The sequence below is a fragment of the Reichenbachiella agarivorans genome, assembly GCF_025502585.1.
GTDB classification, from domain to species: Bacteria; Bacteroidota; Bacteroidia; order Cytophagales; family Cyclobacteriaceae; genus Reichenbachiella; species Reichenbachiella agarivorans.
The window spans coordinates 598,423-619,132 of record NZ_CP106679.1; the positions used below are offsets into that span (position 1 = coordinate 598,423).

35 protein-coding genes, 1 tRNA gene and 1 pseudogene are annotated in these 20,710 nt (G+C 39.4%); 2 read left to right on the plus strand and 35 right to left on the minus strand.

Going from position 1 to position 20,710, the window contains the following annotated elements:
• Nucleotides 1-96: 96 nt before the first annotated feature.
• Both trxA and N6H18_RS02285 read left to right on the plus strand, forming a co-directional pair.
• The gene (gene trxA / locus N6H18_RS02280) at nucleotides 97-393 is read left to right on the plus strand and encodes a thioredoxin (RefSeq protein ID WP_262310224.1); all 297 of its coding nucleotides are present in this window, start codon (nucleotides 97-99) and stop codon (nucleotides 391-393) included.
• 121 nt (nucleotides 394-514) lie between these two features.
• Nucleotides 515-586 (plus strand) — tRNA-Arg (locus N6H18_RS02285).
• Nucleotides 587-650: 64 nt separating this feature from the next.
• Here the strand turns inward: N6H18_RS02285 and eno are convergent.
• From eno to N6H18_RS02460, 35 genes and pseudogenes are all read right to left on the minus strand, one after another.
• Nucleotides 651-1,931, minus strand: coding sequence for a phosphopyruvate hydratase (gene eno, locus N6H18_RS02290; RefSeq protein WP_262310225.1), 1,281 nt, complete (start codon nucleotides 1,929-1,931; stop codon nucleotides 651-653).
• The gene (carA, locus tag N6H18_RS02295) at nucleotides 1,928-3,037 is read right to left on the minus strand and encodes a glutamine-hydrolyzing carbamoyl-phosphate synthase small subunit (protein ID WP_262310226.1); all 1,110 of its coding nucleotides are present in this window, start codon (nucleotides 3,035-3,037) and stop codon (nucleotides 1,928-1,930) included. Before carA ends, eno begins: the two co-directional genes overlap by 4 nt.
• Before the next feature lie 113 nt (nucleotides 3,038-3,150).
• The gene (rplQ, locus tag N6H18_RS02300) at nucleotides 3,151-3,705 is read right to left on the minus strand and encodes a 50S ribosomal protein L17 (RefSeq protein WP_262310227.1); all 555 of its coding nucleotides are present in this window, start codon (nucleotides 3,703-3,705) and stop codon (nucleotides 3,151-3,153) included.
• Nucleotides 3,706-3,707: 2 nt separating this feature from the next.
• Nucleotides 3,708-4,697, minus strand: coding sequence for a DNA-directed RNA polymerase subunit alpha (locus N6H18_RS02305; protein ID WP_262310228.1), 990 nt, complete (start codon nucleotides 4,695-4,697; stop codon nucleotides 3,708-3,710).
• Nucleotides 4,698-4,729: 32 nt separating this feature from the next.
• The gene (gene rpsD / locus N6H18_RS02310) at nucleotides 4,730-5,335 is read right to left on the minus strand and encodes a 30S ribosomal protein S4 (RefSeq protein WP_262310229.1); all 606 of its coding nucleotides are present in this window, start codon (nucleotides 5,333-5,335) and stop codon (nucleotides 4,730-4,732) included.
• Nucleotides 5,336-5,356: 21 nt separating this feature from the next.
• A complete protein-coding gene (rpsK, locus tag N6H18_RS02315) occupies nucleotides 5,357-5,749 on the minus strand; it encodes a 30S ribosomal protein S11 (protein WP_262310230.1) in 393 nt (130 codons plus the stop codon).
• A 9-nt stretch (nucleotides 5,750-5,758) separates the two neighbouring features.
• Nucleotides 5,759-6,136 (minus strand): 30S ribosomal protein S13, encoded by a 378-nt coding sequence (rpsM, locus tag N6H18_RS02320; RefSeq protein ID WP_262310231.1) that lies wholly within the window; start codon nucleotides 6,134-6,136, stop codon nucleotides 5,759-5,761.
• Nucleotides 6,137-6,138: 2 nt separating this feature from the next.
• Nucleotides 6,139-6,255, minus strand: a complete 117-nt coding sequence (gene ykgO / locus N6H18_RS18710; protein ID WP_099599727.1) for a type B 50S ribosomal protein L36 — start codon at nucleotides 6,253-6,255, stop codon at nucleotides 6,139-6,141.
• Nucleotides 6,256-6,261: 6 nt separating this feature from the next.
• Nucleotides 6,262-6,480 carry a translation initiation factor IF-1 gene (infA, locus tag N6H18_RS02330; RefSeq protein ID WP_073122829.1) on the minus strand — a complete coding sequence of 73 codons (219 nt, stop codon included), beginning with the start codon at nucleotides 6,478-6,480 and terminating at the stop codon, nucleotides 6,262-6,264.
• Nucleotides 6,481-6,492: 12 nt separating this feature from the next.
• Nucleotides 6,493-7,812, minus strand: a complete 1,320-nt coding sequence (gene secY / locus N6H18_RS02335; protein ID WP_262310232.1) for a preprotein translocase subunit SecY — start codon at nucleotides 7,810-7,812, stop codon at nucleotides 6,493-6,495.
• Between the two features lie 3 nt (nucleotides 7,813-7,815).
• A complete protein-coding gene (gene rplO, locus N6H18_RS02340) occupies nucleotides 7,816-8,262 on the minus strand; it encodes a 50S ribosomal protein L15 (RefSeq protein WP_262310233.1) in 447 nt (148 codons plus the stop codon).
• 31 nt (nucleotides 8,263-8,293) lie between these two features.
• Nucleotides 8,294-8,473: a 50S ribosomal protein L30 gene (gene rpmD / locus N6H18_RS02345; protein WP_262310234.1), complete on the minus strand. Its 180-nt coding sequence runs from the start codon at nucleotides 8,471-8,473 to the stop codon at nucleotides 8,294-8,296.
• Between the two features lie 4 nt (nucleotides 8,474-8,477).
• Nucleotides 8,478-8,996 (minus strand): 30S ribosomal protein S5, encoded by a 519-nt coding sequence (gene rpsE / locus N6H18_RS02350; RefSeq protein ID WP_262310235.1) that lies wholly within the window; start codon nucleotides 8,994-8,996, stop codon nucleotides 8,478-8,480.
• Nucleotides 8,997-9,002: 6 nt separating this feature from the next.
• Nucleotides 9,003-9,350, minus strand: coding sequence for a 50S ribosomal protein L18 (gene rplR, locus N6H18_RS02355; RefSeq protein ID WP_262310236.1), 348 nt, complete (start codon nucleotides 9,348-9,350; stop codon nucleotides 9,003-9,005).
• A gap of 9 nt (nucleotides 9,351-9,359) precedes the next feature.
• The gene (gene rplF, locus N6H18_RS02360) at nucleotides 9,360-9,911 is read right to left on the minus strand and encodes a 50S ribosomal protein L6 (protein ID WP_262310237.1); all 552 of its coding nucleotides are present in this window, start codon (nucleotides 9,909-9,911) and stop codon (nucleotides 9,360-9,362) included.
• 10 nt (nucleotides 9,912-9,921) lie between these two features.
• Nucleotides 9,922-10,317, minus strand: a complete 396-nt coding sequence (gene rpsH, locus N6H18_RS02365) for a 30S ribosomal protein S8 (RefSeq protein WP_262310238.1) — start codon at nucleotides 10,315-10,317, stop codon at nucleotides 9,922-9,924.
• Between the two features lie 73 nt (nucleotides 10,318-10,390).
• Nucleotides 10,391-10,660 carry a 30S ribosomal protein S14 gene (rpsN, locus tag N6H18_RS02370; RefSeq protein ID WP_262310239.1) on the minus strand — a complete coding sequence of 90 codons (270 nt, stop codon included), beginning with the start codon at nucleotides 10,658-10,660 and terminating at the stop codon, nucleotides 10,391-10,393.
• A 1-nt stretch (nucleotide 10,661) separates the two neighbouring features.
• On the minus strand, nucleotides 10,662-11,219 hold the full coding sequence (gene rplE, locus N6H18_RS02375) for a 50S ribosomal protein L5 (protein WP_262310240.1): 558 nt from the start codon (nucleotides 11,217-11,219) through the stop codon (nucleotides 10,662-10,664).
• A complete protein-coding gene (gene rplX, locus N6H18_RS02380) occupies nucleotides 11,212-11,532 on the minus strand; it encodes a 50S ribosomal protein L24 (protein WP_262310241.1) in 321 nt (106 codons plus the stop codon). The genes rplE and rplX overlap by 8 nt, the downstream gene beginning before the upstream one ends.
• 33 nt (nucleotides 11,533-11,565) lie before the next feature.
• A complete protein-coding gene (gene rplN, locus N6H18_RS02385; protein ID WP_262310242.1) occupies nucleotides 11,566-11,934 on the minus strand; it encodes a 50S ribosomal protein L14 in 369 nt (122 codons plus the stop codon).
• A 2-nt stretch (nucleotides 11,935-11,936) separates the two neighbouring features.
• A complete protein-coding gene (rpsQ, locus tag N6H18_RS02390; RefSeq protein ID WP_262310243.1) occupies nucleotides 11,937-12,194 on the minus strand; it encodes a 30S ribosomal protein S17 in 258 nt (85 codons plus the stop codon).
• A gap of 7 nt (nucleotides 12,195-12,201) precedes the next feature.
• Nucleotides 12,202-12,400 (minus strand): annotated as a pseudogene (gene rpmC, locus N6H18_RS02395) (50S ribosomal protein L29).
• 31 nt (nucleotides 12,401-12,431) lie between these two features.
• Complete coding sequence (gene rplP, locus N6H18_RS02400; protein WP_262310245.1) at nucleotides 12,432-12,851, minus strand: 50S ribosomal protein L16; 420 nt, start codon at nucleotides 12,849-12,851, stop codon at nucleotides 12,432-12,434.
• 43 nt (nucleotides 12,852-12,894) lie between these two features.
• Entirely contained in the window at nucleotides 12,895-13,635 is a 741-nt protein-coding gene (gene rpsC / locus N6H18_RS02405) for a 30S ribosomal protein S3 (RefSeq protein WP_262310246.1), read from the minus strand.
• A 5-nt stretch (nucleotides 13,636-13,640) separates the two neighbouring features.
• A complete protein-coding gene (gene rplV, locus N6H18_RS02410; protein ID WP_262310247.1) occupies nucleotides 13,641-14,030 on the minus strand; it encodes a 50S ribosomal protein L22 in 390 nt (129 codons plus the stop codon).
• Between the two features lie 11 nt (nucleotides 14,031-14,041).
• A complete protein-coding gene (rpsS, locus tag N6H18_RS02415) occupies nucleotides 14,042-14,317 on the minus strand; it encodes a 30S ribosomal protein S19 (protein ID WP_262310248.1) in 276 nt (91 codons plus the stop codon).
• Nucleotides 14,318-14,320: 3 nt separating this feature from the next.
• Complete coding sequence (gene rplB, locus N6H18_RS02420) at nucleotides 14,321-15,142, minus strand: 50S ribosomal protein L2 (protein WP_262310249.1); 822 nt, start codon at nucleotides 15,140-15,142, stop codon at nucleotides 14,321-14,323.
• An 11-nt stretch (nucleotides 15,143-15,153) separates the two neighbouring features.
• Nucleotides 15,154-15,441, minus strand: a complete 288-nt coding sequence (gene rplW / locus N6H18_RS02425; protein ID WP_262310250.1) for a 50S ribosomal protein L23 — start codon at nucleotides 15,439-15,441, stop codon at nucleotides 15,154-15,156.
• Between the two features lie 4 nt (nucleotides 15,442-15,445).
• Complete coding sequence (gene rplD, locus N6H18_RS02430) at nucleotides 15,446-16,075, minus strand: 50S ribosomal protein L4 (protein WP_262310251.1); 630 nt, start codon at nucleotides 16,073-16,075, stop codon at nucleotides 15,446-15,448.
• A 2-nt stretch (nucleotides 16,076-16,077) separates the two neighbouring features.
• Nucleotides 16,078-16,710: a 50S ribosomal protein L3 gene (gene rplC, locus N6H18_RS02435; protein WP_262310252.1), complete on the minus strand. Its 633-nt coding sequence runs from the start codon at nucleotides 16,708-16,710 to the stop codon at nucleotides 16,078-16,080.
• A 180-nt stretch (nucleotides 16,711-16,890) separates the two neighbouring features.
• The gene (gene rpsJ, locus N6H18_RS02440; protein ID WP_073122851.1) at nucleotides 16,891-17,196 is read right to left on the minus strand and encodes a 30S ribosomal protein S10; all 306 of its coding nucleotides are present in this window, start codon (nucleotides 17,194-17,196) and stop codon (nucleotides 16,891-16,893) included.
• An 18-nt stretch (nucleotides 17,197-17,214) separates the two neighbouring features.
• Entirely contained in the window at nucleotides 17,215-19,314 is a 2,100-nt protein-coding gene (gene fusA, locus N6H18_RS02445; protein ID WP_262310253.1) for an elongation factor G, read from the minus strand.
• Between the two features lie 12 nt (nucleotides 19,315-19,326).
• Nucleotides 19,327-19,794: a 30S ribosomal protein S7 gene (rpsG, locus tag N6H18_RS02450; protein WP_262310254.1), complete on the minus strand. Its 468-nt coding sequence runs from the start codon at nucleotides 19,792-19,794 to the stop codon at nucleotides 19,327-19,329.
• Between the two features lie 16 nt (nucleotides 19,795-19,810).
• Nucleotides 19,811-20,191 (minus strand): 30S ribosomal protein S12, encoded by a 381-nt coding sequence (gene rpsL / locus N6H18_RS02455; RefSeq protein ID WP_262310255.1) that lies wholly within the window; start codon nucleotides 20,189-20,191, stop codon nucleotides 19,811-19,813.
• Between the two features lie 192 nt (nucleotides 20,192-20,383).
• Nucleotides 20,384-20,710, minus strand: a complete 327-nt coding sequence (locus tag N6H18_RS02460) for a DUF3467 domain-containing protein (RefSeq protein ID WP_262310256.1) — start codon at nucleotides 20,708-20,710, stop codon at nucleotides 20,384-20,386.

The window sequence follows — 20,710 nt, forward strand, 5'->3', positions numbered from 1 at the left end:
CATAAAAAGGTCTCAGTGCACAGCACATGAGACCTTTTCTTTATCTCAATGAACCAATTCACTCTTTAACTTTGTTACTAGCAAAACAAAACCCTCATGGCTACATTTTCAGATATCATCAACAGTGATCGACCCGTATTGGTAGACTTTTATGCGGATTGGTGTGGGCCTTGCCAAATGATGGCACCTGTCTTGACGGAACTTTCATCCGAACTAGGAGACAAAGGAAAAGTCATCAAAGTCGATGTGGACAAAAACCCAAAAGCATCACAGGTCTATCAGATCAAGAGCATTCCTACTTTGATTCTCTTCAAACAAGGACAAATACTCTGGAGACACTCAGGTACTGCGAGCAAGGAGCAATTGAAATCTCTGATAGAATCTCATGCTTGAAGTTGCCTCACTCAGTTCTACACATTGCTTACAAGACTGAATTATTCGTTTCTGACTAAAATATTCAGAGAAAAAAGGGCATTTTACACGAATCCATAATTAATTTGAAGCTTAATCACATGGCCATGTAGTTCAACGGATAGAATAGTCGTTTCCTAAACGATTGATCCAGGTTCGATCCCTGGCTTGGCTACTTGAAAACGAAAAAGGCCTCCGATATGATCAGAGGCCTTTGTATTTTATGTCAAAAAACTAGATTAAGCTTTTTGCGGGAATCTAGCTGTCTCACCCAATTCTTCTTCGATTCTAAGCAATTGGTTGTACTTAGCCATTCTATCAGATCTTGACAATGAACCAGTTTTGATTTGTCCAGCATTGGTCGCTACTGCGATATCAGCAATCGTAGAATCTTCTGTTTCACCTGATCTATGAGAAACTACTGCAGTGAAACCAGCTTTGTGAGCCATTTCGATAGCATCTAATGTTTCAGACAAAGTTCCGATTTGGTTTACTTTGATCAAGATAGAGTTAGCAGATTTTTCGTTGATTCCTCTTTGTAAGAATTTCACGTTGGTTACGAATAGATCGTCACCTACCAATTGACATTTGTGACCGATTTTCGCTGTCAACATAGCCCAAGTTGACCAATCTTCTTCAGCACAACCATCTTCGATAGAATCGATTGGGTATTTCTCAACCAATTCAGCCAAATAAGCTACTTGCTCTTCAGCATTTCTTTTCTTACCGTTTGGCCCTTCGAATTTAGAGTAGTCATATTTACCATCCACGAAGAACTCCGAAGAAGCACAATCCAATCCGATTGTGATATCTTTGCCTGGCTCGTATCCAGCAGCTTTGATCGCACTCAACACGCTTTCCAAAGCTTCTTCAGTACCTCCTGTAAACGCCGGAGCAAATCCTCCTTCATCACCTACTGCAGTACTCAATCCCTTATCGTGAAGAATTTTCTTCAGTGCATGGAAAGTCTCAGCACCCATTTGCATCGCTTGAGAGAAAGTAGAAGCGCCTACTGGTCTGATCATAAACTCTTGGAATGCAATCGTCGCATCAGAGTGAGATCCACCATTGATGATGTTCATCATAGGTACTGGCAATGTGTGTGCATTGGTACCACCGATGTATCTAAACAATGGCAAGCCCAATTCCTCTGCTGCTGCTTTGGCTACTGCCAAAGAAACACCCAAGATCGCGTTTGCTCCCAACTTAGACTTAGTATCAGTACCATCCAATTCTATCATCAAAAAGTCAATGTATCTTTGATCAAATACAGACAAGCCAAGCAATTCTGGCTGAAGGATGTCGTTTACATTTTCAACAGCTTTCAATACCCCTTTACCTAGGTATACAGATTTATCGCCATCTCTTAGCTCCACAGCCTCGTTGACTCCTGTTGAAGCACCAGACGGAACCGCAGCCCTACCTAACACACCATTTTCTGTTATTACATCTACTTCGATGGTAGGATTACCTCTCGAATCCAGTATTTGTCTTGCAAATACACTTTCTATCAAACTCATGATTCTTTATGTTTTTTTATTAGTTGAATGAAATCGTCAAATAAATACCTCGCATCGTGAGGTCCAGGAGATGCCTCTGGGTGATGTTGCACCGAGAAAGCAGGTTTGCCCTTTACTCTGATACCAGCTACCGTATTATCATTGAGATTAATGTGTGTTAATTCTAATTTATCAGACGCCTCTAGCTCTTCTCTGTTGACGGCAAAACCGTGATTTTGAGAAGTGATTTCGCTAAGACCCGTAACTAGGTTTTTCACAGGATGATTGAGACCTCTGTGTCCATGGTGCATTTTGTAGGTGCTTACGCCATTAGCCAAGGCAATAATTTGATGCCCTAAACAAATTCCAAACATGGGTTTGTTCTCTTCCAGTATTTGCTGCACTGTTTCAATGGCATACGGCATGGCAGAAGGATCTCCAGGTCCATTGGATATAAAATAGCCATCTGGATTATAAGCCTTCATTTCTGCAAAACTGGTCTCAGCAGGAAATACCTTCAGTTCACAACCTCTGGTGACCATATTGGACAAAATTGATTTTTTCACTCCTATGTCAAGAACTGCCACTTTGAATTCGCCACCTTCATTGATCATATAGCTCTCTTTGGTAGTCACCTTGCTAGACAACTCCAAGTGATCCATACTAGGTACCTTATCCAACTCTTTCTTCAGCTCCTCAATAGATTGATACTCTGAGGAGATGATAGCATTCATAGCACCCTTGTTTCTGATCTGCTTGACAATACTGCGGGTATCCAAGTTGGATATCCCCACTATACCATGCTGTGACAAATATTCATCTAGCGTAGACTCACCATCCTGTCTACTATGGATTTCAGAATACTCATTGACTACTAGGCCATTGATTTTTGGTCTGTCTGATTCTTGTTCTAGATCAACCGCGCCATAGTTTCCTATATGCGAATTGGTATTGACAATGATTTGACCAAAATAAGATGGGTCTGTATAGACCTCCTGGTATCCAGTCATACCAGTATTGAAGCATATTTCACCTCCACTCGTTCCTTTACTACCTATTGAAAGTCCTTCAAAGTAGCTACCGTCTTCTAAAAGTAAAAATGCTTTTTCTCTTTGTTTTAATTTCATACGAGCTATTATCTGGGTGAATAAATCACCGCAAATCTGACCATTTTTTTTCCATAAAAAAAGCCATCTCGAAACTTATCGAGATGGCTTTCATATGATTATATCCTTTTCAATTATTCTTTGTCTTCTTTATCAGAATCCTCAGCAGAGGCCTCATTGGCAGAAGAATCATCTGCTTTTGCTTCTGGAGCAACCTCTTCAGCCTTCGCTTCTACTGCTGGAGCAGCTGCAGCTTCTGTTGATTCACCTTTTCCTCTTCTGCTTCTTCTTGTCTTAGCTTTAGCAGGTGCAGCCTCTTGTAGCAACAGTTCGTTGTAATCAACCAACTCCATGATACACATATCAGCATTGTCACCCAATCTATTTCCAGTTTTGAAAATACGAGTATATCCACCTGGTCTGTTGGCTACTTTGTCAGCCACTCCACCAAACAATTCTTTGACAGACTCTTTATTTTGCAAGTAAGAGAAAACCACTCTTCTTGAATGAGTTGTATCATCTTTCGCTCTTGTGATGATCGGCTCTACATACTTTCTTAAAGCTTTTGCTTTTGCAACAGTAGTTGTAATTCTCTTGTGCAAAATCAAAGAAGAAGCCATGTTAGATAACATCGCGCCTCTGTGCGATGCATTTCTACCTAAATGATTAAATTTCTTCCCGTGTCTCATTTTTAATCCTCGTCTAATTTATATTTTGACAAATCCATGCCAAAAGTTAAGTTCTTATCAGCTACTAGTTGCTCTAGTTCAGCTAGTGATTTCTTACCAAAGTTTCTGAACTTCATCATGTCAGAAATCTCTAGTCTTACCAAGTCTCCCAATGATCTCACATCAGCAGCCTTCAAGCAATTGTATGCTCTAACTGACAGATCCAAATCATTCAAGCCTGTTTTAAGAAGCTTTCTCATGTGAAGCATTTCTTCATCCACAGCCTCAGGTTCACCTGCATCATGTGTATCCAAGATCATAGTCTGATCTGAGAACAACATGAAATGTTGAATCAAAATGTTAGCAGCACCTTTCAATGCATTCTCAGGGTGAATAGAACCATCCGTTTCGATATCCAGTATCAACTGTTCGTAATCGGTTTTTTGCTCTACCCTCGTATTTTCTACAGAGAACTTTACATTTTTGATTGGTGTGAAGATAGCATCGATTGGAATATAACCAAACACTTGCTCGCCAGGTCTATTCTCATCTGCAGCTACATAACCTCTACCTTTGTCGATTGACAATTCAATCTCAAATTTCACACTTTCATCCATATTGCAGATCACATGATCTGGATTTAGGATTTCGAATGCGTCAGTAGCGCTATTGATATCACCTGCCTTGAATTCCTTCTTGCCAGATAAACTTACTACAATCTTACTATCCGCTACGTCTCCAGTCTTTTTAAACCTAACCATTTTTAGGTTCAAAATGATTTCAGACACGTCTTCTACTACACCTTCTATTGTAGAAAATTCATGCAATACTCCAGGGATTTTAATTCCAGTTATAGCGTAACCTTCCAATGAAGACAATAAGATTCTTCTCAATGCATTACCGACTGTTACACCATAGCCCTGCTCAAGTGGTTTGAAAGTAAATAAGCCATGAAAATCATCAGCTTTCTCCATTACCACTTTCTCAGGCATTTGAAATGCTAGTATTGACATAATTATTTCTTGCTTAAATATTAATGAATATATTATTTAGAGTACAATTCGACGATCAACTGCTCCTTGATATTCTCAGGGATCTCTTCTCTCGTAGGCACTACCATAAACTTACCACTCAATTCAGAAGTATTCCACTCTAACCAAGGGTACTTAGTAGCACTTCCTCTTGAAAGGCTATAAGTAATTGCCTCCAAAGATTTAGACTTCTCTCTCACGGCGATCACATCACCTATTTTCACAGAGTAAGAAGGTATGTTTAGAACGTCTCCATTGACTGTCACATGCTTGTGCAGAACCAATTGTCTAGCTGCATTTCTTGTAGGAGCTATTCCTAATCTGAATACAACGTTATCCAATCTAGATTCCAAAAGTTGCAATAGTATTTCACCTGTGATACCACTTTTTCTTGAAGCGTGATCAAACAAATTAGAGAATTGCTTCTCCAACAAGCCATAGGTGTATTTAGCTTTTTGCTTTTCAGCCAACTGAATCGCATATTCTGACTGCTTCTTTCTTCTACCTCTACCGTGTTGTCCAGGAGGGTAGTTCTTTTTAGCTAAAGTCTTGTCTGGCCCATAGATTGCGTCGTTAAACTTTCTCGCAATTTTTGTTTTTGGTCCTCTATATCTTGCCATTTCCTATTCTTCTAAATAATATTAAACTCTTCTTCTTTTCGGAGGTCTACATCCATTGTGTGGTAATGGAGTAACATCTTTGATCATAGTTACTTCGATACCAGCGTTCTGGATAGTTCTAATTGCAGACTCTCTACCTGCACCAGGACCTTTTACAAAGACCTCTACTTTTCTAAGACCAAGTTCGTAAGCAGTCTGTGCACATTCCTGAGCAGCTACCTGAGCAGCATATGGAGTGTTTTTCTTAGAACCCTTAAAGCCCATTTTACCAGCAGATGCCCATGATATCACTTGACCTGTTTGGTTGGTCAAAGAGATAATTATATTGTTGAACGATGCTTTGATGTGCGCTTGCCCGATCGGCTCAACAACAACGACTCTTTTTCTACTTTTGTCTTTTCTTTTTTGTGCCATTGTCAATTATTATTTAGTAGCCTTCTTCTTATTGGCAACAGTTTTTCTTTTACCCTTTCTAGTTCTAGCATTGTTTTTAGTATGCTGACCTCTTACTGGAAGACCTCTTCTGTGTCTCAATCCTCTATAACAACCAATGTCAAGCAATCTCTTGATGTTGAGCTGAATCTCTGATTTAAGAACACCCTCTACTTTAAAGTTTTCACTAATGATAGTTCTAACTTTTCCAGCTTCGTCTTCTGTCCATTCAGAAACTTTTTTGCTCCAATCAACACCCGCCTCAGTCAAAATTTTCTGAGCTGAGCTACGACCTAGTCCAAAAATATAAGTAAGTGAAACTTCACCTCTCTTGTTATCTGGAATATCTACTCCTGAAATCCTAGCCATAATTATCCTTGTCTTTGCTTGAACCTTGGGTTCTTTTTGTTAATAACGTATACCTTTCCGTTTCTACGAATGACTTTGCAGTCAGCGCTTCTTTTCTTGACGGATGCTCTAACCTTCATAATTTTCTATTTATAGCGATAAACTATTCTTCCTTTACTTAAATCATATGGAGACATCTCCATTTTGACTTTATCTCCTGGTAAAATTTTGATATAATGCATTCTCATTTTACCAGATATATGGGCAATAACCTCATGTCCATTTTCTAATTCCACACGGAACATTGCATTTGACAATGCTTCCTTAATTGTACCGTCTTGCTCTATAGAAGCTTGCTTAGCCATAATAATATTTAGTTAAGCTACTGCTATGTTTTCAGATCTTCCTTTCAGCTTACCAGACTTCATCATTCCCTCATAATGTCTCATGAGTAGATAGCTCTCTATTTGCTGCAGCGTGTCCAAAATAACACCTACCATAATCAAAAGAGAAGTCCCTCCAAAAAACTGAGCAAAGTTGGTACTTACTCCAGCCATCTGCGCGAAAGCTGGCATGACAGCTACCATCGCCAAGAACAAAGATCCAGGCAATGTCACTCTAGTCAATACAGTATCTATGAATTCTGAAGTTGCCGATCCTGGCTTAACACCCGGAATGAAACCTCCATTTCTCTTCATGTCGTCAGCAATCTGATTAGGATTGACCGATATAGCAGTATAGAAAAATGTAAACAATACAATCATTATCCCAAAGGTCAAATTATATTGCCATGACTGAAAATTAGAGAAAGTAGCACCAATGTACTGTGCCACGTCACTAGAGTCAGCAAAATAACTTGCAATCATTGCAGGCAAAAACATCAATGATTGAGCGAAGATAATTGGCATGACACCAGCTGAATTCACTTTCAAAGGAATGTACTGGCGTTGACCACCATACACCTTGTTGCCTACTACTTGCTTCGCGTACTGCACAGGTATTCTTCTCACCGCTTGAGTCAAAAGAACCACTGCCATCACGACAAAGAACAATGCGATTAATTCTAACAAGAAGAACAATGCTTCACTCATACCACGAGTGATTGCTTCTTGTAATAAGCTACCAGGAAAACGTGATATAATACCGATCATAATCAGCATTGATATACCATTCCCAATACCTTTATCAGTTATTTTTTCACCCAGCCACATACAGAAAATTGTACCAGATGTCAAAATCACAAGTGCTGAAAAGGTAAACATTACCTTATTTTCTAATACGATAGCTTCTGCTGGAATGGCACCTGCTAAGTACGCACTACCTTGAGCAAAAGTGATCGCGATAGTTAATACTCTGGTGATCTGATTGATCTTCTTTCTACCACTATCACCTTCCTTTTGCAACTTTTGGAAATATGGCACTGCCATAGTCAAAAGTTGAATCACGATAGATGCAGAAATGTAAGGCATAATACCAAGACCAAAGATGGAAGCATTGTTGAATGCACCACCCAAGAATGTATCGAGTAAGCCAAATATTCCTTCAGCCTTGTCAGCCAATTTGGAAGGATCAATACCAGGCAAAACAACAAAAGTTCCTAATCTGAAAATGATCAAAAACCCTATTGTATTCAGAATCCTGACTCTGAGATCCTCAATAGAAAAAATATTCCTTATCGTACTAAAAAACTTTTTCATATATTATAGCGTAGTTGCTTTTCCACCTGCTTTCTCGATTGCCTCGATAGCAGATTTAGAAAATGAGTGAGCAGAAACATCAATTTTAGCTGTCAATGCTCCTCTACCTAATACTTTTACCACATCATTCTTTCCTGCAAGACCATTGTCCATCAGAACTTCAAAAGTCAAAGCTGACAAACCAGTTTTGGTAGCCAACTCTTGAATGGTATCAAGATTAATAGGTTTGGTTTCAACTCTGTTAGGAGATTTAAAACCAAATTTTGGCACTCTTCTATACAAAGGCATTTGTCCACCTTCGAAACCAGCCTTTCTAGAATAACCAGATCTAGACTTAGCTCCTTTGTGACCTTTTGTAGAAGTCCCCCCTCTACCAGATCCTTGACCTCTGCCTATTCTTCTGTCAGATTTTGTTGATCCTTCTGCAGGCTTTAAAGTATTTAATTTCATCTCTTTAATATTTCAGAAATAAGTCCTAAAACTATTTATTCTCTACAGACACCAAGTGTGCCACCTTTCTAATCATTCCCTCTATTTGAGGAGTCAAGTCTTTCTCAACTGATCTATTCATCTTGCCTAGACCCAAAGCCTTCATAGTCAACTTTTGATCATTTGGTCTTTTGATAAGACTTCTTACTTGTGTAATTACTACTTTCGCCATCTTCTTATCCGTTAAAAACTTTAGATAATTCCACACCTCTTTGTTGAGCTACCGCCAATGGATCTCTCATCTTATTCAGTGCATCGAAAGTCGCTTTTACCACGTTATGTGGGTTAGAAGAACCTTTAGATTTAGCTAGTACATCGTGTACACCAGCACTTTCCAATACAGCTCTCATTGCACCACCAGCAATTACACCAGTACCTTGAGCCGCAGGCTTCAACAATACGAATCCACCACCAAACTTACCAATTGCATCATGAGGAACGGTTCCTTTGAATACTGGCACTCTTACCAAATTCTTCTTAGCGTCATCGATTCCTTTAGTGATAGAATCAGTTACCTCATTGGCTTTACCCAAACCATAACCTACTACACCATTACCATCTCCAACCACAACGATTGCAGAGAAACTAAATCTTCTACCGCCTTTCACCACCTTGGCAACTCTTTTGATAGCCACTACTTTTTCTTGTAGCTCCATCTCACTTGCCTTTATAGCTCTTAAGTTATTCTTAGACATAATCAATTAAAATTTAAGGCCTCCTTCTCTAGCCCCTTCTGCCAAGGCTTTGATTTTACCGTGATATGGATATCCTCCTCTATCAAAAACGACACTGCTGATACCACTACCTGCAGCCTTTTCAGCCAATTTCTTTCCAACTTCTTTAGAAGAAGTCATATTTACTGTACCAGCTCCCAACTCAGCAGAAGAACTTGCTACTAGTGTACTACCATTAGCATCATCAATCAACTGTGCATAGATTGCTTTGTTGCTTTTGAATACAGACAATCTTGGTCTTTCGGCAGTTCCGCTCACTTTGTTACGGATACCTCTTCTTATTCTAAGTCTTCTTTGTTCTTTAGTAATTGCCATGTCTATATCTTATTTAGAAGCAGTTTTACCAGCTTTTCTTCTAACAATTTCACCAACAAATCTGATACCCTTTCCTTTATAAGGCTCGATCTTTCTGAGTGATCTAATCTTAGCGGCTACTTCACCTACCAATTCTTTGTCAGTAGATTCCAATGTTACCACTGGGTTCTTACCCTTCAAAGTCTCAGCACCCACTTTAATTTCAGAAGGAATCTCCATGAAAATATTGTGAGAGTATCCCAAGTTCAATTCCAGAACTTGTCCTTGTACAGCTGCTTTGTATCCCACACCTACCAATTCCAAAGTTTTGACATATCCATCAGATACGCCAATAACCATATTGTTGATCAATGATCTATAAAGACCGTGCAACGCCTTGTGTCTTTTTTGGTCAGTTGGTCTCTTTACCGTAAGCGACCCCTCCTCTAGAGATAAGTCAAAGTCGCTATCGATTTCTCTTGTCAAGCTACCTTTTGCTCCTTTGACAATTACAGTAGACCCATCAATTTTAATATCGACTCCTTGTGGTACTGCTATTGCTTTGTTTCCTACTCGTGACATCTTAATCTAATTAATAAACGTAACACAATACTTCTCCACCTACATTGAGTCCTTGTGCCTCTTTATTAGAGATCACACCCTTTGATGTAGATAAAATTGCAATACCAAGCCCATTTAAAACTCTAGGTAATGCGTCAGCTTGCGCGTACTTTCTCAAACCAGGCTTAGACACTCTTTCTAGGTGCACTATGGCCGATTCTTTGGTTTGAGCATTGTACTTCAATGCAATTCTGATTTTCCCCTGAACGCCATCATCTTCGAACTTATAGTTGCGGATGAAACCCTTGTCCATCAACACTTTAGTGATCTCCTTCTTTACATTAGAAGCAGGGATCTCGACGATTCTATGATTCGCTTGGATAGCGTTTCTCAATCTTGTTAAATAATCTGCTATTGGATCTGTCATTACAGTATACTTTACCCCTATTTTTTTAACAGGGGTGCAAAGTTAGTTAATATTTTATATTTTAAAAACTCTTTTACCAGCTAGCTTTCGTTACACCAGGAATTTTTCCTGCGCTTGCCATTTCACGGAACGTAACCCTTGAAATACCAAACTTTCTCATGTAACCTTTTGGTCTACCAGTAAGCTTACATCTGTTGTGCAATCTTACTTTAGAAGAGTTTCTAGGTAGTTTATCCAAACCTTCGAAATCACCTGCTGCTTTTAGTTCTGCTCTTTTTGTAGCATACTTAGCGACTAGTCTTTCTCTTTTGCGCTCTCTGGCTTTTATTGATTCTCTTGCCATATCAATTATTATTTTTTCCGGCGAATGGCATACCAAACGCTTTCAACAATTCGTAACTTTCTTCATCAGTGCTAGCAGTAGTCACGAAAGTGATGTCCATACCAGCGATTTTATTGATCTTGTCAATCGAAATCTCAGGGAAAATAATTTGCTCCTTTACTCCAAGCGTATAATTACCTCTGCCGTCAAAACCTTTGTCCTTGATGCCTTTGAAATCTCTTACTCGTGGTAGAGCTACAGTCATCAATCTGTCAAGGAATTCGTACATTTTGTCACCTCTCAAAGTAACTCTAGCACCGATAGGCATGTCTTCTCTTAACTTAAAGTTAGAGATCGCCTTTTTAGACAAAGTAGCAACTGCCTTTTGTCCAGTGATTTGAGTCAACTCAGCAACACCATGGTCTACTAGTTTCTTATCAGATACAGCATCACCAATACCTCTGTTGATCGATATTTTTTCGATCTTAGGTACTTGCATTACTGATTTGTATTGAAATTTCTCTTTCAATGCAGGAACAATCTCCTCTGTGTATTTGGTTCTTAATCTAGGATTAGCCATTGATCACCTCCCCGGTTTTTTTTGATACTCTTACTAATTTCCCATCGTCACCTGCTTTTCTAGCTACTTTGGTAGCTTGTCCTGTAGCAGGGTCAACTAACATCAGATTACTGATGTGAATAGAAGCTTCAACTTTCTTGATGCCTCCTTCTGGATTCGTTGCAGAAGGTTTGGTGTGCTTAGTTACCATATTTACACCCTCTACTATCGCTCTATACTTGCTTGGATCTACCTCTAGTATAGCTCCAGTCTTCCCTTTGGAATTCCCAGATATAACCTTTACAGTGTCTCCTTTTTTTACGTGAAATTTCATGTTCTAATATTTCTTCTAATTAGACTTCAATTCTTAAAGCACTTCTGGTGCCAATGAAACAATCTTCATGAATTGCTTCTCTCTTAATTCTCTAGCCACTGGCCCGAAAATCCTTGTTCCTCTTGGCTCGTCATTTCCACCTAGAAGTACCGCAGCGTTGTCTTCGAATCTGATATAAGATCCATCTTTTCTACGGATCTCCTTTTTGGTTCTAACAACTACTGCTTTTGAAACAGTACCTTTTTTAAGGTTACTAGAAGAAATTGCTGACTTCACCGAAACAACAATTTTATCTCCAACAGAAGCGTACCTTTTACCAGTACCTCCTAACACGCGGATGCAAAGCACTTCTTTAGCACCACTATTATCCGCTACACTAAGTCTTGACTCTTGTTGTACCATTGTTATTTAGCTCTTTCGATAATTTCTACTAATCTCCACCTTTTATTTTTAGACAAAGGTCTTGTCTCCATGATCTTTACAGTATCACCTTCACCGCAATCATTGTTTTCATCATGAGCAGCAAACTTCTTAGTTGTGCTCATAAACTTACCGTATATTGGGTGCTTCACCTTACGTAGTACTTCAACAGTAATGGTCTTATCCATTTTGTTACTTACTACTTTTCCGATACGTTCTTTTCTTAAATTTCTGGTTTCCATCGTGAACTTATTGTTGAGCCAATTGCTTAGCTCTGATTTCAGTGTTTAACCTTGCTACCAATTTCTTAGAGTCTTTCAACCTCATTGGGTTTTCTATAGGGGTAATTGCATGAGCAAATTTTCAGCTTATCCAAGCTATCCTTCTCAGCTGCCACTTTAGATTTTAACTCCTCTAATGACAATCCTTTTATTTCAGAATTTTTCATAGTTCTATAATTTAATCAGAGAGGTTAAACCTTATCCCTGAAAATCTCTTCTAACAACAAACTTTGTTCTAATCGGCAACTTCTGCTGAGCTAATCTCAAAGCTTCTTGTGCCGTCTCTTGGCTTACACCTGCTGCTTCGAAAAGTAGTGTACCAGGTCTTACAGTAGCTACCCAGTATTCTGGAGCTCCTTTACCTTTACCCATCCTTACTTCAGCAGGCTTCTTAGTGATCGGTTTGTCTGGGAAAATTCTAATCCAAACCTGACCTTCTCTTTTCATCGCTCTAGTCATAGCAATCCTAGAAGCTTCTATTTGTCTACTGGTAATCCATCCTGGTTCCAAAGACTTGATACCAAAAGTACCGAAAGCCAGCGTATGTCCTCTCTGAGCAATACCCTTAACTCTGCCTTTCTGTTTCTTTCTGAACTTGGTTCTTTTTGGTTGTAACATTTCTTAATTCTTTAATTCCAACTCAGTGGATAATTGAAAAAAATTATTTTCTATTTCGTCTAGGAGCCCCAGCTGCAGGTCTGTTAGGTTTACGGCTATTACTGTTGCCACCAGTTGACTGCTGACTTGCCGCGCCTATGTTTGGAGACAAGTCTCTTTTGCCATAGACTTCACCTTTGAAGATCCATACTTTGATTCCGATTTTACCGTAGATGGTATCAGCCTCAGATATAGCATAATCAATATCTGCTCTGAGTGTATGAAGTGGCACTCTGCCTTCTTTGTACTGCTCAGATCTTGCCATCTCTGCTCCTCCTAATCTTCCAGAACACTTGATCTTGATTCCTTCGGCTCCTACTCTCATTGTAGCGGCAATTGCTTGCTTCATAGCTCTTCTAAAAGAGATTCTAGCTTTCAACTGCTGAGCGATTGATTGACCAACTAATACTGCGTCTAACTCTGGTCTTTTGATTTCAAATATGTTGATTTGAAGATCTTTACCGGTTAGCTTCTTAAGCTCTTCTTTGATACGATCAACTTCAGATCCTCCTTTACCGATCACAACGCCTGGTCTGGCAGTATGAATAGTCAAAGTGATTCTTTTGATTGTTCTTTCAATTACAACTTTAGAAATTCCTCCTTTAGGAATACGCACATCGATGTAGTTTCTGATTTTGGTATCTTCTACCAATTTATCTGGAAACGTCTTGCCACCATACCAGTTGGAATCCCAACCTTTAACGATTCCTAATCTAAGTCCTACAGGGTTTACTTTTTGTCCCATTTGTATTAGTTTTCTGAATTTTCAGTGTTACTTTCTTGCTTACCTTCTGAAGCTTTGAAGCTATCAACGATCACTGTTACGTGATTTGATCTCTTTCTGATTCTATGAGCTCTACCTTGCGGAGCAGGTCTCAATCTCTTCAAGATTCTGCCACTATCTACGAAGATTGACTTCACATATAGATCGGCCTCTTCTAGCTTGGCATCTTCATTCTTAATCTCCCAATTTGAGATCGCAGAAAGTAATAATTTCTCTATTCTATCAGCACCTTGCTTAGCTTCAAACTTCAATATATTCAAAGCGTTGTTCACTCTTTGGCCTCTTACCAAATCAGCTACTACCCTCATTTTTCGAGGCGAAGTTGGTACATTATTTAATTTTGCTACAGCTTCCATAGTTTCGCTAATTATCTCTTTTTATCCTTCTTGTTGATGTGACCTCTGAAGTTACGCGTTGGAGCGAATTCACCCAATTTGTGTCCTACCATGTTCTCTGTCACAAATACAGGGATAAATTTGTTCCCATTGTGCACAGCGAAAGTGTGTCCTACAAAGTCTGGAGATATCATAGATCTTCTAGACCAAGTCTTGATTACGGCCTTCTTGCCAGAATCATTCATCGTATCGACCTTACTTTCCAGTCTAAAATCTATATAAGGTCCTTTTTTTAATGATCTTCCCATTGCTTATTTGTTTTTACCAATGATGAACTTGTTAGAATATTTCTTAGGTGTTCTAGTTTTTTGACCTTTTGCAAAAATGCCATTTCTAGATCTTGGATGACCTCCTGAAGACTTACCTTCACCACCACCCATTGGGTGATCTACTGGGTTCATCGCCACACCTCTTACTCTTGGTCTTCTACCCAACCATCTGTTTCTACCAGCCTTACCCAATACGACGTTCATATGATCGCCATTAGATACTGTACCGACAGTAGCCAAACAAACTACTAAGACCATTCTCATTTCACCTGAAGGAAGTTTTACTGTTGCATATTTTCCTTCTCTAGCCAACAGCTGAACATAAGTTCCAGCACTTCTAGCCATTGCCGCACCTCTACCTGGTTTCAACTCTACGTTGTGAATGATCGTACCTAGTGGAATATCAGACAACGGAAGTGTGTTACCTACTTCAGGAGCGATACCTGGTCCAGACAACAAGGTCTGACCTACCTTCACACCATTTGGCGCGATGATGTATCTCTTTTCTCCATCAGCATAGTAAAGCAAAGCAATTCTAGCAGTTCTCATCGGATCGTACTCCACAGACTTCACTACAGCAGGAATGCCATGCTTGTCTCTTTTGAAATCGATCTCTCTGTATTTTCTTTTGTGACCACCACCAACATTTCTAATAGTCATACGACCACTATTGTTTCTGCCGCCCGTGCGGTGTGTTGATTTCGTCAACGATTTTTCCGGAGTAGATGTAGTTATCTCCTCAAATACAGGTGCTACTCTATATCTGGTACCCGGAGTTATTGGTTTTAATTTTCTTACAGCCATTTTTTAACTATTTATACTCCTCCGTAAAAATCAATTATATCTCCTTCAGCTACCTGTACAATCGCCTTCTTGTAAGAATTAGTTCTTCCAGAAACAACTTTTGACTTGGTATACTTTGTTTTCGCTTTGCCAGGGTAAACCATTGTGTTTACACTCTCTACAGTCACACCGTAAACTTTCTCTACTTCCTTCTTGATTTCGACTTTGTTGGCATCTTTATCTACCACGAAACCATATCTCCCACTCTCGTTCAAAGCAGAAACTTTCTCTGTAACTATCGGTTTTTTTAATATACTCATCTTCTTATTTCGTTAATAAGTTCTGAATCTTCTCAATTGAACCTTCCAAAAGGATCAAGTTATCAGCATTCAACAAATCATAAGTATTGATTTGCGCAGCGGTTGTAACTTGTGCTTTTCTCAAGTTTCTTGATGACAACAAGACGTTCTTGTCATCTTCTGATAATACCAACAAGGTCTTCTTGTTAGATACAGCAAGGCCATCCAATAGAGCGACGTAATCCTTTGTTCTAGCAGTTTCAAATGTGAAATCTTCTAAAACTGAAATACACTTCTCAGTCGCCTTGTAAGACAAAGCAGACTTTCTAGCCAAAACTTTCAATTTCTTATTCAAATCGATGCTGTAGTTTCTTGGCTTAGGACCAAAAACTCTACCTCCACCTCTAAACACAGGAGACTTGATGCTACCAGCTCTTGCTGTACCAGTTCCCTTTTGTTTTTTGATTTTTCTTGTAGAACCAGCGATTTCCGCTCTTTCTTTAGATTTATGCGTTCCTTGTCTTTGGTTAGCCAAATACTGCTTTACATCTAGATATATAGCATGATCATTTGGTTCGATACCAAAAACATCCTTAGACAAATCTACCTCTCTCCCGGTATTTTCACCAGTTTTAGTTAATACGGATACTTTCATGACTATTTCTCTAGAATTACTGTACCATTCTTAGGACCTGGAATAGATCCACTTACCAAAATAAGGTTCTTCTCTGGGATGATTTTCATCACCTGCAAGTTTGTCACCTTTACTCTATCGTTACCTGTACGTCCGGCCATTCTCATGCCCTTGAATACTCTCGCTGGGTAAGATGCTCCACCAACTGATCCTGGTGCTCTTAGTCTGTTGTGCTGACCGTGAGTTGCTTGACCTACACCACCGAAGCTATGTCTTTTCACAACCCCTTGGAAACCTTTACCTTTAGAGTTTGCGATTACATCGACAAAATCCTCCACTTGGAAAACATCTGCAACATTGATTGCTTGACCCAATTCCACTCCTCCTTCAAATTCTACTCTGAAGTCTCTGAACTCAATCAAATGTTGCTTAGGAGTAGTCTTCGCTTTTGCGAAGTGACCTTTCAAGGCTTTCGTTGTGCGCTTTTCTTTACGTTCTCCGTAACCCAATTGCACAGCTGTATACCCGTCAGTCTCTTCATTCTTTACTTGCGTTACCACGCAAGGACCAGCTTCTATCAACGTGCATGCGACATTACGTCCATCGGCACTAAAGATGCTAGTCATCCCAATTTTTTTTCCTATTATACCTGACATTACAGTATTAAATTTCTATAAACTTATTGTGTCCTTTCACTCAAATCGGCAAAAGGACTGCAAAGATAGTAAATATATTTTCTATCTCAAATAATAAAACATAAATATTCGCTACACGTAGCGACAAAAAAAGAACCAGCAAACGAATGCTGGTTCTTTAGTATCTACCAGTCTAAAAAGTTAGACCTTGATTTCTACATCAACACCACTTGGCAATTCAAGCTTCATCAAAGCATCAACAGTTTTTGCACTATTAGAGTAGATATCTACCAATCTCTTGTAAGTACAAAGCTGGAATTGCTCTCTTGCTTTTTTGTTAACGTGTGGTGACTTCAAAACTGTGAATTTCTCTTTTACAGTAGGAAGTGGAATTGGTCCGCTTACTATTGCGCCAGTAGTTTTCACCGCTCTTACGATTTTCTCAGACGACTTGTCAACCAAGTTATGATCGTAAGACTTTAGCTTTATTCTAATTTTCTGATTCATATCAATAATTATTACGGACTATTCGCCTTTTTCTTTCTTTATAACAGTCTCAGCAATGTTACGCGGAACTGGATCATAGTGAGAGAATGTCAAGGAAGCAGTTGCTCTACCTGAAGTCATCGTTCTCAAATCAGTTACATAACCAAACAACTCAGACAAAGGAACATCAGCTTTCACTACTTGAGAATTTCCTCTTACGTCCATTCCTTTCATGATACCTCTTCTTCTGTTCAAGTCACCAGTCACAGATCCTGTGTACTCGTCTGGAGTCAAGATTTCCACGCCCATCACAGGCTCAAGCAATACTGGACTAGCCTTCTTAGCAGCTGCTTTAAAGCCCATTCTAGCTGCAAGCTCAAATGATAGTGCATCTGAATCGACATCATGGAACGAACCGTGATACAATTTGACTTTCATGCTATCCAATGGGAATCCAGCTAGTGGTCCATTCACCATGGCAGATGCAAAGCCTTTTTCGATGGCTGGAATAAATTCCTTAGGAATCACACCACCCACGATTGCATTTACAAACTGTAGTCCTACTTTGTTGAAGTCTTCATCCACTGGAGACAACTCAAACACGATATCGGCAAATTTACCTTTACCCCCTGATTGCTTTTTGTAAACCTCTTTGTGATCAACTAAAGTTTGGATAGCTTCTTTGTAAGCTACTTGAGGAGCGCCTTGGTTGATTTCCACCTTGAACTCTCTCTTCATCCTATCGATGATGATATCTAGGTGAAGCTCACCCATACCTCTCAAGATAGTCTGTCCAGTGTCATGATCAGTTTCTACTTGCAAAGTTGGATCTTCCTCTACCAACTTAGCGATAGCCATACCAAGTTTATCAACGTCAGCTTGAGTTTTAGGCTCAATAGCATAACCGATAACTGGCTCTGGGAATACCATAGACTCAAGTACAATTTTGTGTTTTTCATCACAAAGTGTATCTCCAGTTTTGATATCCTTAAATCCTACTACCGCAGCAATATCTCCAGCATGGAACAAATCAATTTGATTTTGCTTGTTGGCATGCATTTGGAATATTCTAGATATTCTTTCTTTCTTGCCTGTTCTTGTGTTGAACACATAAGATCCAGAGCCTAAAGTACCTGCGTAAGCTCTTGCAAAACAAAGACGTCCAACAAATGGGTCAGTGGCGATCTTAAATGCTAAGGCTGTAAATGGCTCTTCAGCAGAAGGTTTTCTCAAGATAGGCTCATCCGTATCTGGATCGATACCTTCGATACCTTCTCTATCCATTGGAGATGGAAGCAATTCCATCACGTAATCCAACATCGTCTGAACTCCCTTGTTCTTGAATGCAGATCCACAGAACATAGGTACGAAAGCCAAATCAATAGTAGCTTTTCTAGAAGCTGCTATGATCTCATCTCTTGTGATAGAATTTGGATCTTCGAAGTATTTCTCCATCAACCCCTCGTCGTATTCAGCGACAGCTTCTAGAAGCTTTTCTCTGTATTCGTCGACTTCTTCTACCATATCCGCTGGAATTTCGATTTCTTGGAAAGTCATTCCCATATCCTCTTCATTCCAGATCATTGCTTTTCTTTCTACCAAGTCAACCACTCCTTTGAAAGTATCCTCATTACCTATTGGTAATTGGAACGGAACTGCCTTTGTTCCCAATCTCTCATTCACCTGAGCGCAAACTTTCAAGAAGTCCGATCCAGGTCTGTCCATTTTGTTGACAAATCCTAAACGAGCTACTTTGTAGTTGTCAGCTAGTCTCCAGTTAGTCTCTGATTGTGGTTCAACACCATCCACAGCACTAAACAAGAAAACCAAACCGTCCAATACTCTCAAAGATCTGTTTACTTCAACTGTGAAGTCTACGTGACCAGGAGTATCAATTATATTAATGTGGTATTGTTTCTCTTTGTAATTCCAAAAAACGGTAGTTGCAGCAGAAGTAATTGTAATACCTCTTTCCTGCTCCTGAGCCATCCAGTCCATGGTAGCAGCACCATCATGCACTTCACCAATTTTATGGCTGACACCAGTATAATATAGTATACGCTCAGTTGTTGTAGTTTTACCTGCATCAATGTGGGCAGCAATACCAATATTACGTGTCAAGCTAAGATCTCTTGCCATTATTTTGTTTGATTAAAATCTAAAATGTGAAAATGCTTTGTTAGCGTCAGCCATTCTGTGCGTATCATCTTTTTTCTTCACAGCTGCTCCTTCGCCTTTTGCTGCAGCGATGATCTCGCCAGCCAAACGCTCCTTCATTGTTTTCTCGCCTCTATTGCGTGCGTAAGAAATCATCCATTTGATTCCTAATGAAGTCTTCCTCAAAGGTCTTACCTCAATAGGAACTTGAAATGTAGCACCACCTACTCTTCTGCTTTTAACCTCAACAGAAGGCATAATGTTGTTAAGTGCCTTTTTCCAAGTTTCAAGACCATTCTCACTTGTTTTTTCTTCTACGATAGCTACTGCATCATAAAAGATAGAATAAGCAATACTCTTCTTTCCGTCCACCATTAGATAGTTCACAAACTTAGATACGAGCGTATCTTTGAACTTAGGATCAGGAAGAATATATCTCTTCTTTGGTTTCGATTTTCTCATTTTATTTTATCAATTTTTACTTTTTATCCTTAGGTCTCTTCGCTCCATACTTAGATCGTCTCTGTGTACGGCCGTTTACACCAGCAGTATCCAATGCACCTCTAATAATATGGTATCTAACACCCGGTAAATCCTTTACTCTACCACCTCTGATCAAAACAATCGAGTGTTCTTGTAGATTGTGACCCTCACCTGGAATATAGGCGTTCACTTCTTTACCATTCGTCAATCTTACCCTTGCTACCTTTCTCATTGCCGAGTTAGGTTTCTTAGGTGTAGTAGTATAAACTCTGGTACAAACACCACGTCTTTGAGGACAAGAGTCCAAAGCCGGAGACTTTGATTTAGAAACCAATGTTTTTCTACCTTTTCTTACTAATTGTTGTATAGTAGGCATTTATCTTTCTTTTAAATTATTCTCTACCGTTCATTTTTTGGAACGCAAAGATAGAAACAATAAAGTCTAATAAAAATATTGCTAATAAAAAAGTTCTGATTATCAGCATATTTTAATTTAAAATCCCTATCAAGCTTCCAAGAAAAAAGGAGTCCACTGGGAACTCCTTTCGTCTGTATTTTTAATAGACTCTTAGGCTTCTCCTACAGCTCCCCCAAAATTCATGGGAAACTTCGGTGAGTCCTCGACCTGTTTGATCGGCCCGAAAGTCTGTTCATATTTCACTATGTTATCCTGAAGTGCCGCTTGCAATCTTTTGGCGTGCTCTGGTGTAATCACCACTCGCGATTTCACCTTTGCCTTAGGTACTCCTGGCATCAAACGAATAAAATCAATGACAAACTCCGAGTTAGAATGTGCAATCATGGCCAAATTGGCATAAACTCCTTCGGCAATCTCCTCAGACAACTCTATGTTGATTTGGTTGCTTGGCACTTTCTTCTCTGGTTTATTTTCCAT

Excerpts from the sequence above, each read along its gene's own strand:
- rplW (WP_262310250.1), bottom strand. The coding sequence starts at position 15,441 with ATGAGTATATTAAAAAAACCGATAGTTACAGAGAAAGTTTCTGCTTTG.
- rplN (WP_262310242.1), bottom strand. The coding sequence starts at position 11,934 with ATGGTACAACAAGAGTCAAGACTTAGTGTAGCGGATAATAGTGGTGCT.
- rplX (WP_262310241.1), bottom strand. The coding sequence starts at position 11,532 with ATGAAATTTCACGTAAAAAAAGGAGACACTGTAAAGGTTATATCTGGG.
- rplD (WP_262310251.1), bottom strand. The coding sequence starts at position 16,075 with ATGAAAGTATCCGTATTAACTAAAACTGGTGAAAATACCGGGAGAGAG.
- rpsS (WP_262310248.1), bottom strand. The coding sequence starts at position 14,317 with ATGGGAAGATCATTAAAAAAAGGACCTTATATAGATTTTAGACTGGAA.
- rplC (WP_262310252.1), bottom strand. The coding sequence starts at position 16,710 with ATGTCAGGTATAATAGGAAAAAAAATTGGGATGACTAGCATCTTTAGT.
- ykgO (WP_099599727.1), bottom strand. The coding sequence starts at position 6,255 with ATGAAGGTTAGAGCATCCGTCAAGAAAAGAAGCGCTGACTGCAAAGTC.
- rplE (WP_262310240.1), bottom strand. The coding sequence starts at position 11,219 with ATGGCTAATCCTAGATTAAGAACCAAATACACAGAGGAGATTGTTCCT.
- trxA (WP_262310224.1), top strand. The coding sequence starts at position 97 with ATGGCTACATTTTCAGATATCATCAACAGTGATCGACCCGTATTGGTA.
- rpsH (WP_262310238.1), bottom strand. The coding sequence starts at position 10,317 with ATGACAGATCCAATAGCAGATTATTTAACAAGATTGAGAAACGCTATC.
- rplF (WP_262310237.1), bottom strand. The coding sequence starts at position 9,911 with ATGTCACGAGTAGGAAACAAAGCAATAGCAGTACCACAAGGAGTCGAT.
- infA (WP_073122829.1), bottom strand. The coding sequence starts at position 6,480 with ATGGCTAAGCAAGCTTCTATAGAGCAAGACGGTACAATTAAGGAAGCA.
- rpsM (WP_262310231.1), bottom strand. The coding sequence starts at position 6,136 with ATGGCTAGGATTTCAGGAGTAGATATTCCAGATAACAAGAGAGGTGAA.
- rpsQ (WP_262310243.1), bottom strand. The coding sequence starts at position 12,194 with ATGGAAACCAGAAATTTAAGAAAAGAACGTATCGGAAAAGTAGTAAGT.
- N6H18_RS02460 (WP_262310256.1), bottom strand. The coding sequence starts at position 20,710 with ATGGAAAATAAACCAGAGAAGAAAGTGCCAAGCAACCAAATCAACATA.
- rpmD (WP_262310234.1), bottom strand. The coding sequence starts at position 8,473 with ATGGCGAAAGTAGTAATTACACAAGTAAGAAGTCTTATCAAAAGACCA.
- rpsL (WP_262310255.1), bottom strand. The coding sequence starts at position 20,191 with ATGCCTACTATACAACAATTAGTAAGAAAAGGTAGAAAAACATTGGTT.
- rpsE (WP_262310235.1), bottom strand. The coding sequence starts at position 8,996 with ATGTCTAAGAATAACTTAAGAGCTATAAAGGCAAGTGAGATGGAGCTA.
- secY (WP_262310232.1), bottom strand. The coding sequence starts at position 7,812 with ATGAAAAAGTTTTTTAGTACGATAAGGAATATTTTTTCTATTGAGGAT.
- rpsK (WP_262310230.1), bottom strand. The coding sequence starts at position 5,749 with ATGGCACAAAAAAGAAAAGACAAAAGTAGAAAAAGAGTCGTTGTTGTT.
- rpsJ (WP_073122851.1), bottom strand. The coding sequence starts at position 17,196 with ATGAATCAGAAAATTAGAATAAAGCTAAAGTCTTACGATCATAACTTG.
- rpsN (WP_262310239.1), bottom strand. The coding sequence starts at position 10,660 with ATGGCAAGAGAATCAATAAAAGCCAGAGAGCGCAAAAGAGAAAGACTA.
- N6H18_RS02305 (WP_262310228.1), bottom strand. The coding sequence starts at position 4,697 with ATGTCAATACTAGCATTTCAAATGCCTGAGAAAGTGGTAATGGAGAAA.
- rplR (WP_262310236.1), bottom strand. The coding sequence starts at position 9,350 with ATGGCAATTACTAAAGAACAAAGAAGACTTAGAATAAGAAGAGGTATC.
- rpsD (WP_262310229.1), bottom strand. The coding sequence starts at position 5,335 with ATGGCAAGATATAGAGGACCAAAAACAAAAATTGCGAGAAAGTTTAAC.
- rplO (WP_262310233.1), bottom strand. The coding sequence starts at position 8,262 with ATGAAATTAAATACTTTAAAGCCTGCAGAAGGATCAACAAAATCTGAC.
- rpsC (WP_262310246.1), bottom strand. The coding sequence starts at position 13,635 with ATGGGACAAAAAGTAAACCCTGTAGGACTTAGATTAGGAATCGTTAAA.
- carA (WP_262310226.1), bottom strand. The coding sequence starts at position 3,037 with ATGAAATTAAAACAAAGAGAAAAAGCATTTTTACTTTTAGAAGACGGT.
- rplV (WP_262310247.1), bottom strand. The coding sequence starts at position 14,030 with ATGGAAGCTGTAGCAAAATTAAATAATGTACCAACTTCGCCTCGAAAA.
- rpsG (WP_262310254.1), bottom strand. The coding sequence starts at position 19,794 with ATGAGAAAATCGAAACCAAAGAAGAGATATATTCTTCCTGATCCTAAG.
- fusA (WP_262310253.1), bottom strand. The coding sequence starts at position 19,314 with ATGGCAAGAGATCTTAGCTTGACACGTAATATTGGTATTGCTGCCCAC.
- rplB (WP_262310249.1), bottom strand. The coding sequence starts at position 15,142 with ATGGCTGTAAGAAAATTAAAACCAATAACTCCGGGTACCAGATATAGA.
- rplQ (WP_262310227.1), bottom strand. The coding sequence starts at position 3,705 with ATGAGACACGGGAAGAAATTTAATCATTTAGGTAGAAATGCATCGCAC.
- eno (WP_262310225.1), bottom strand. The coding sequence starts at position 1,931 with ATGAGTTTGATAGAAAGTGTATTTGCAAGACAAATACTGGATTCGAGA.
- rplP (WP_262310245.1), bottom strand. The coding sequence starts at position 12,851 with ATGTTACAACCAAAAAGAACCAAGTTCAGAAAGAAACAGAAAGGCAGA.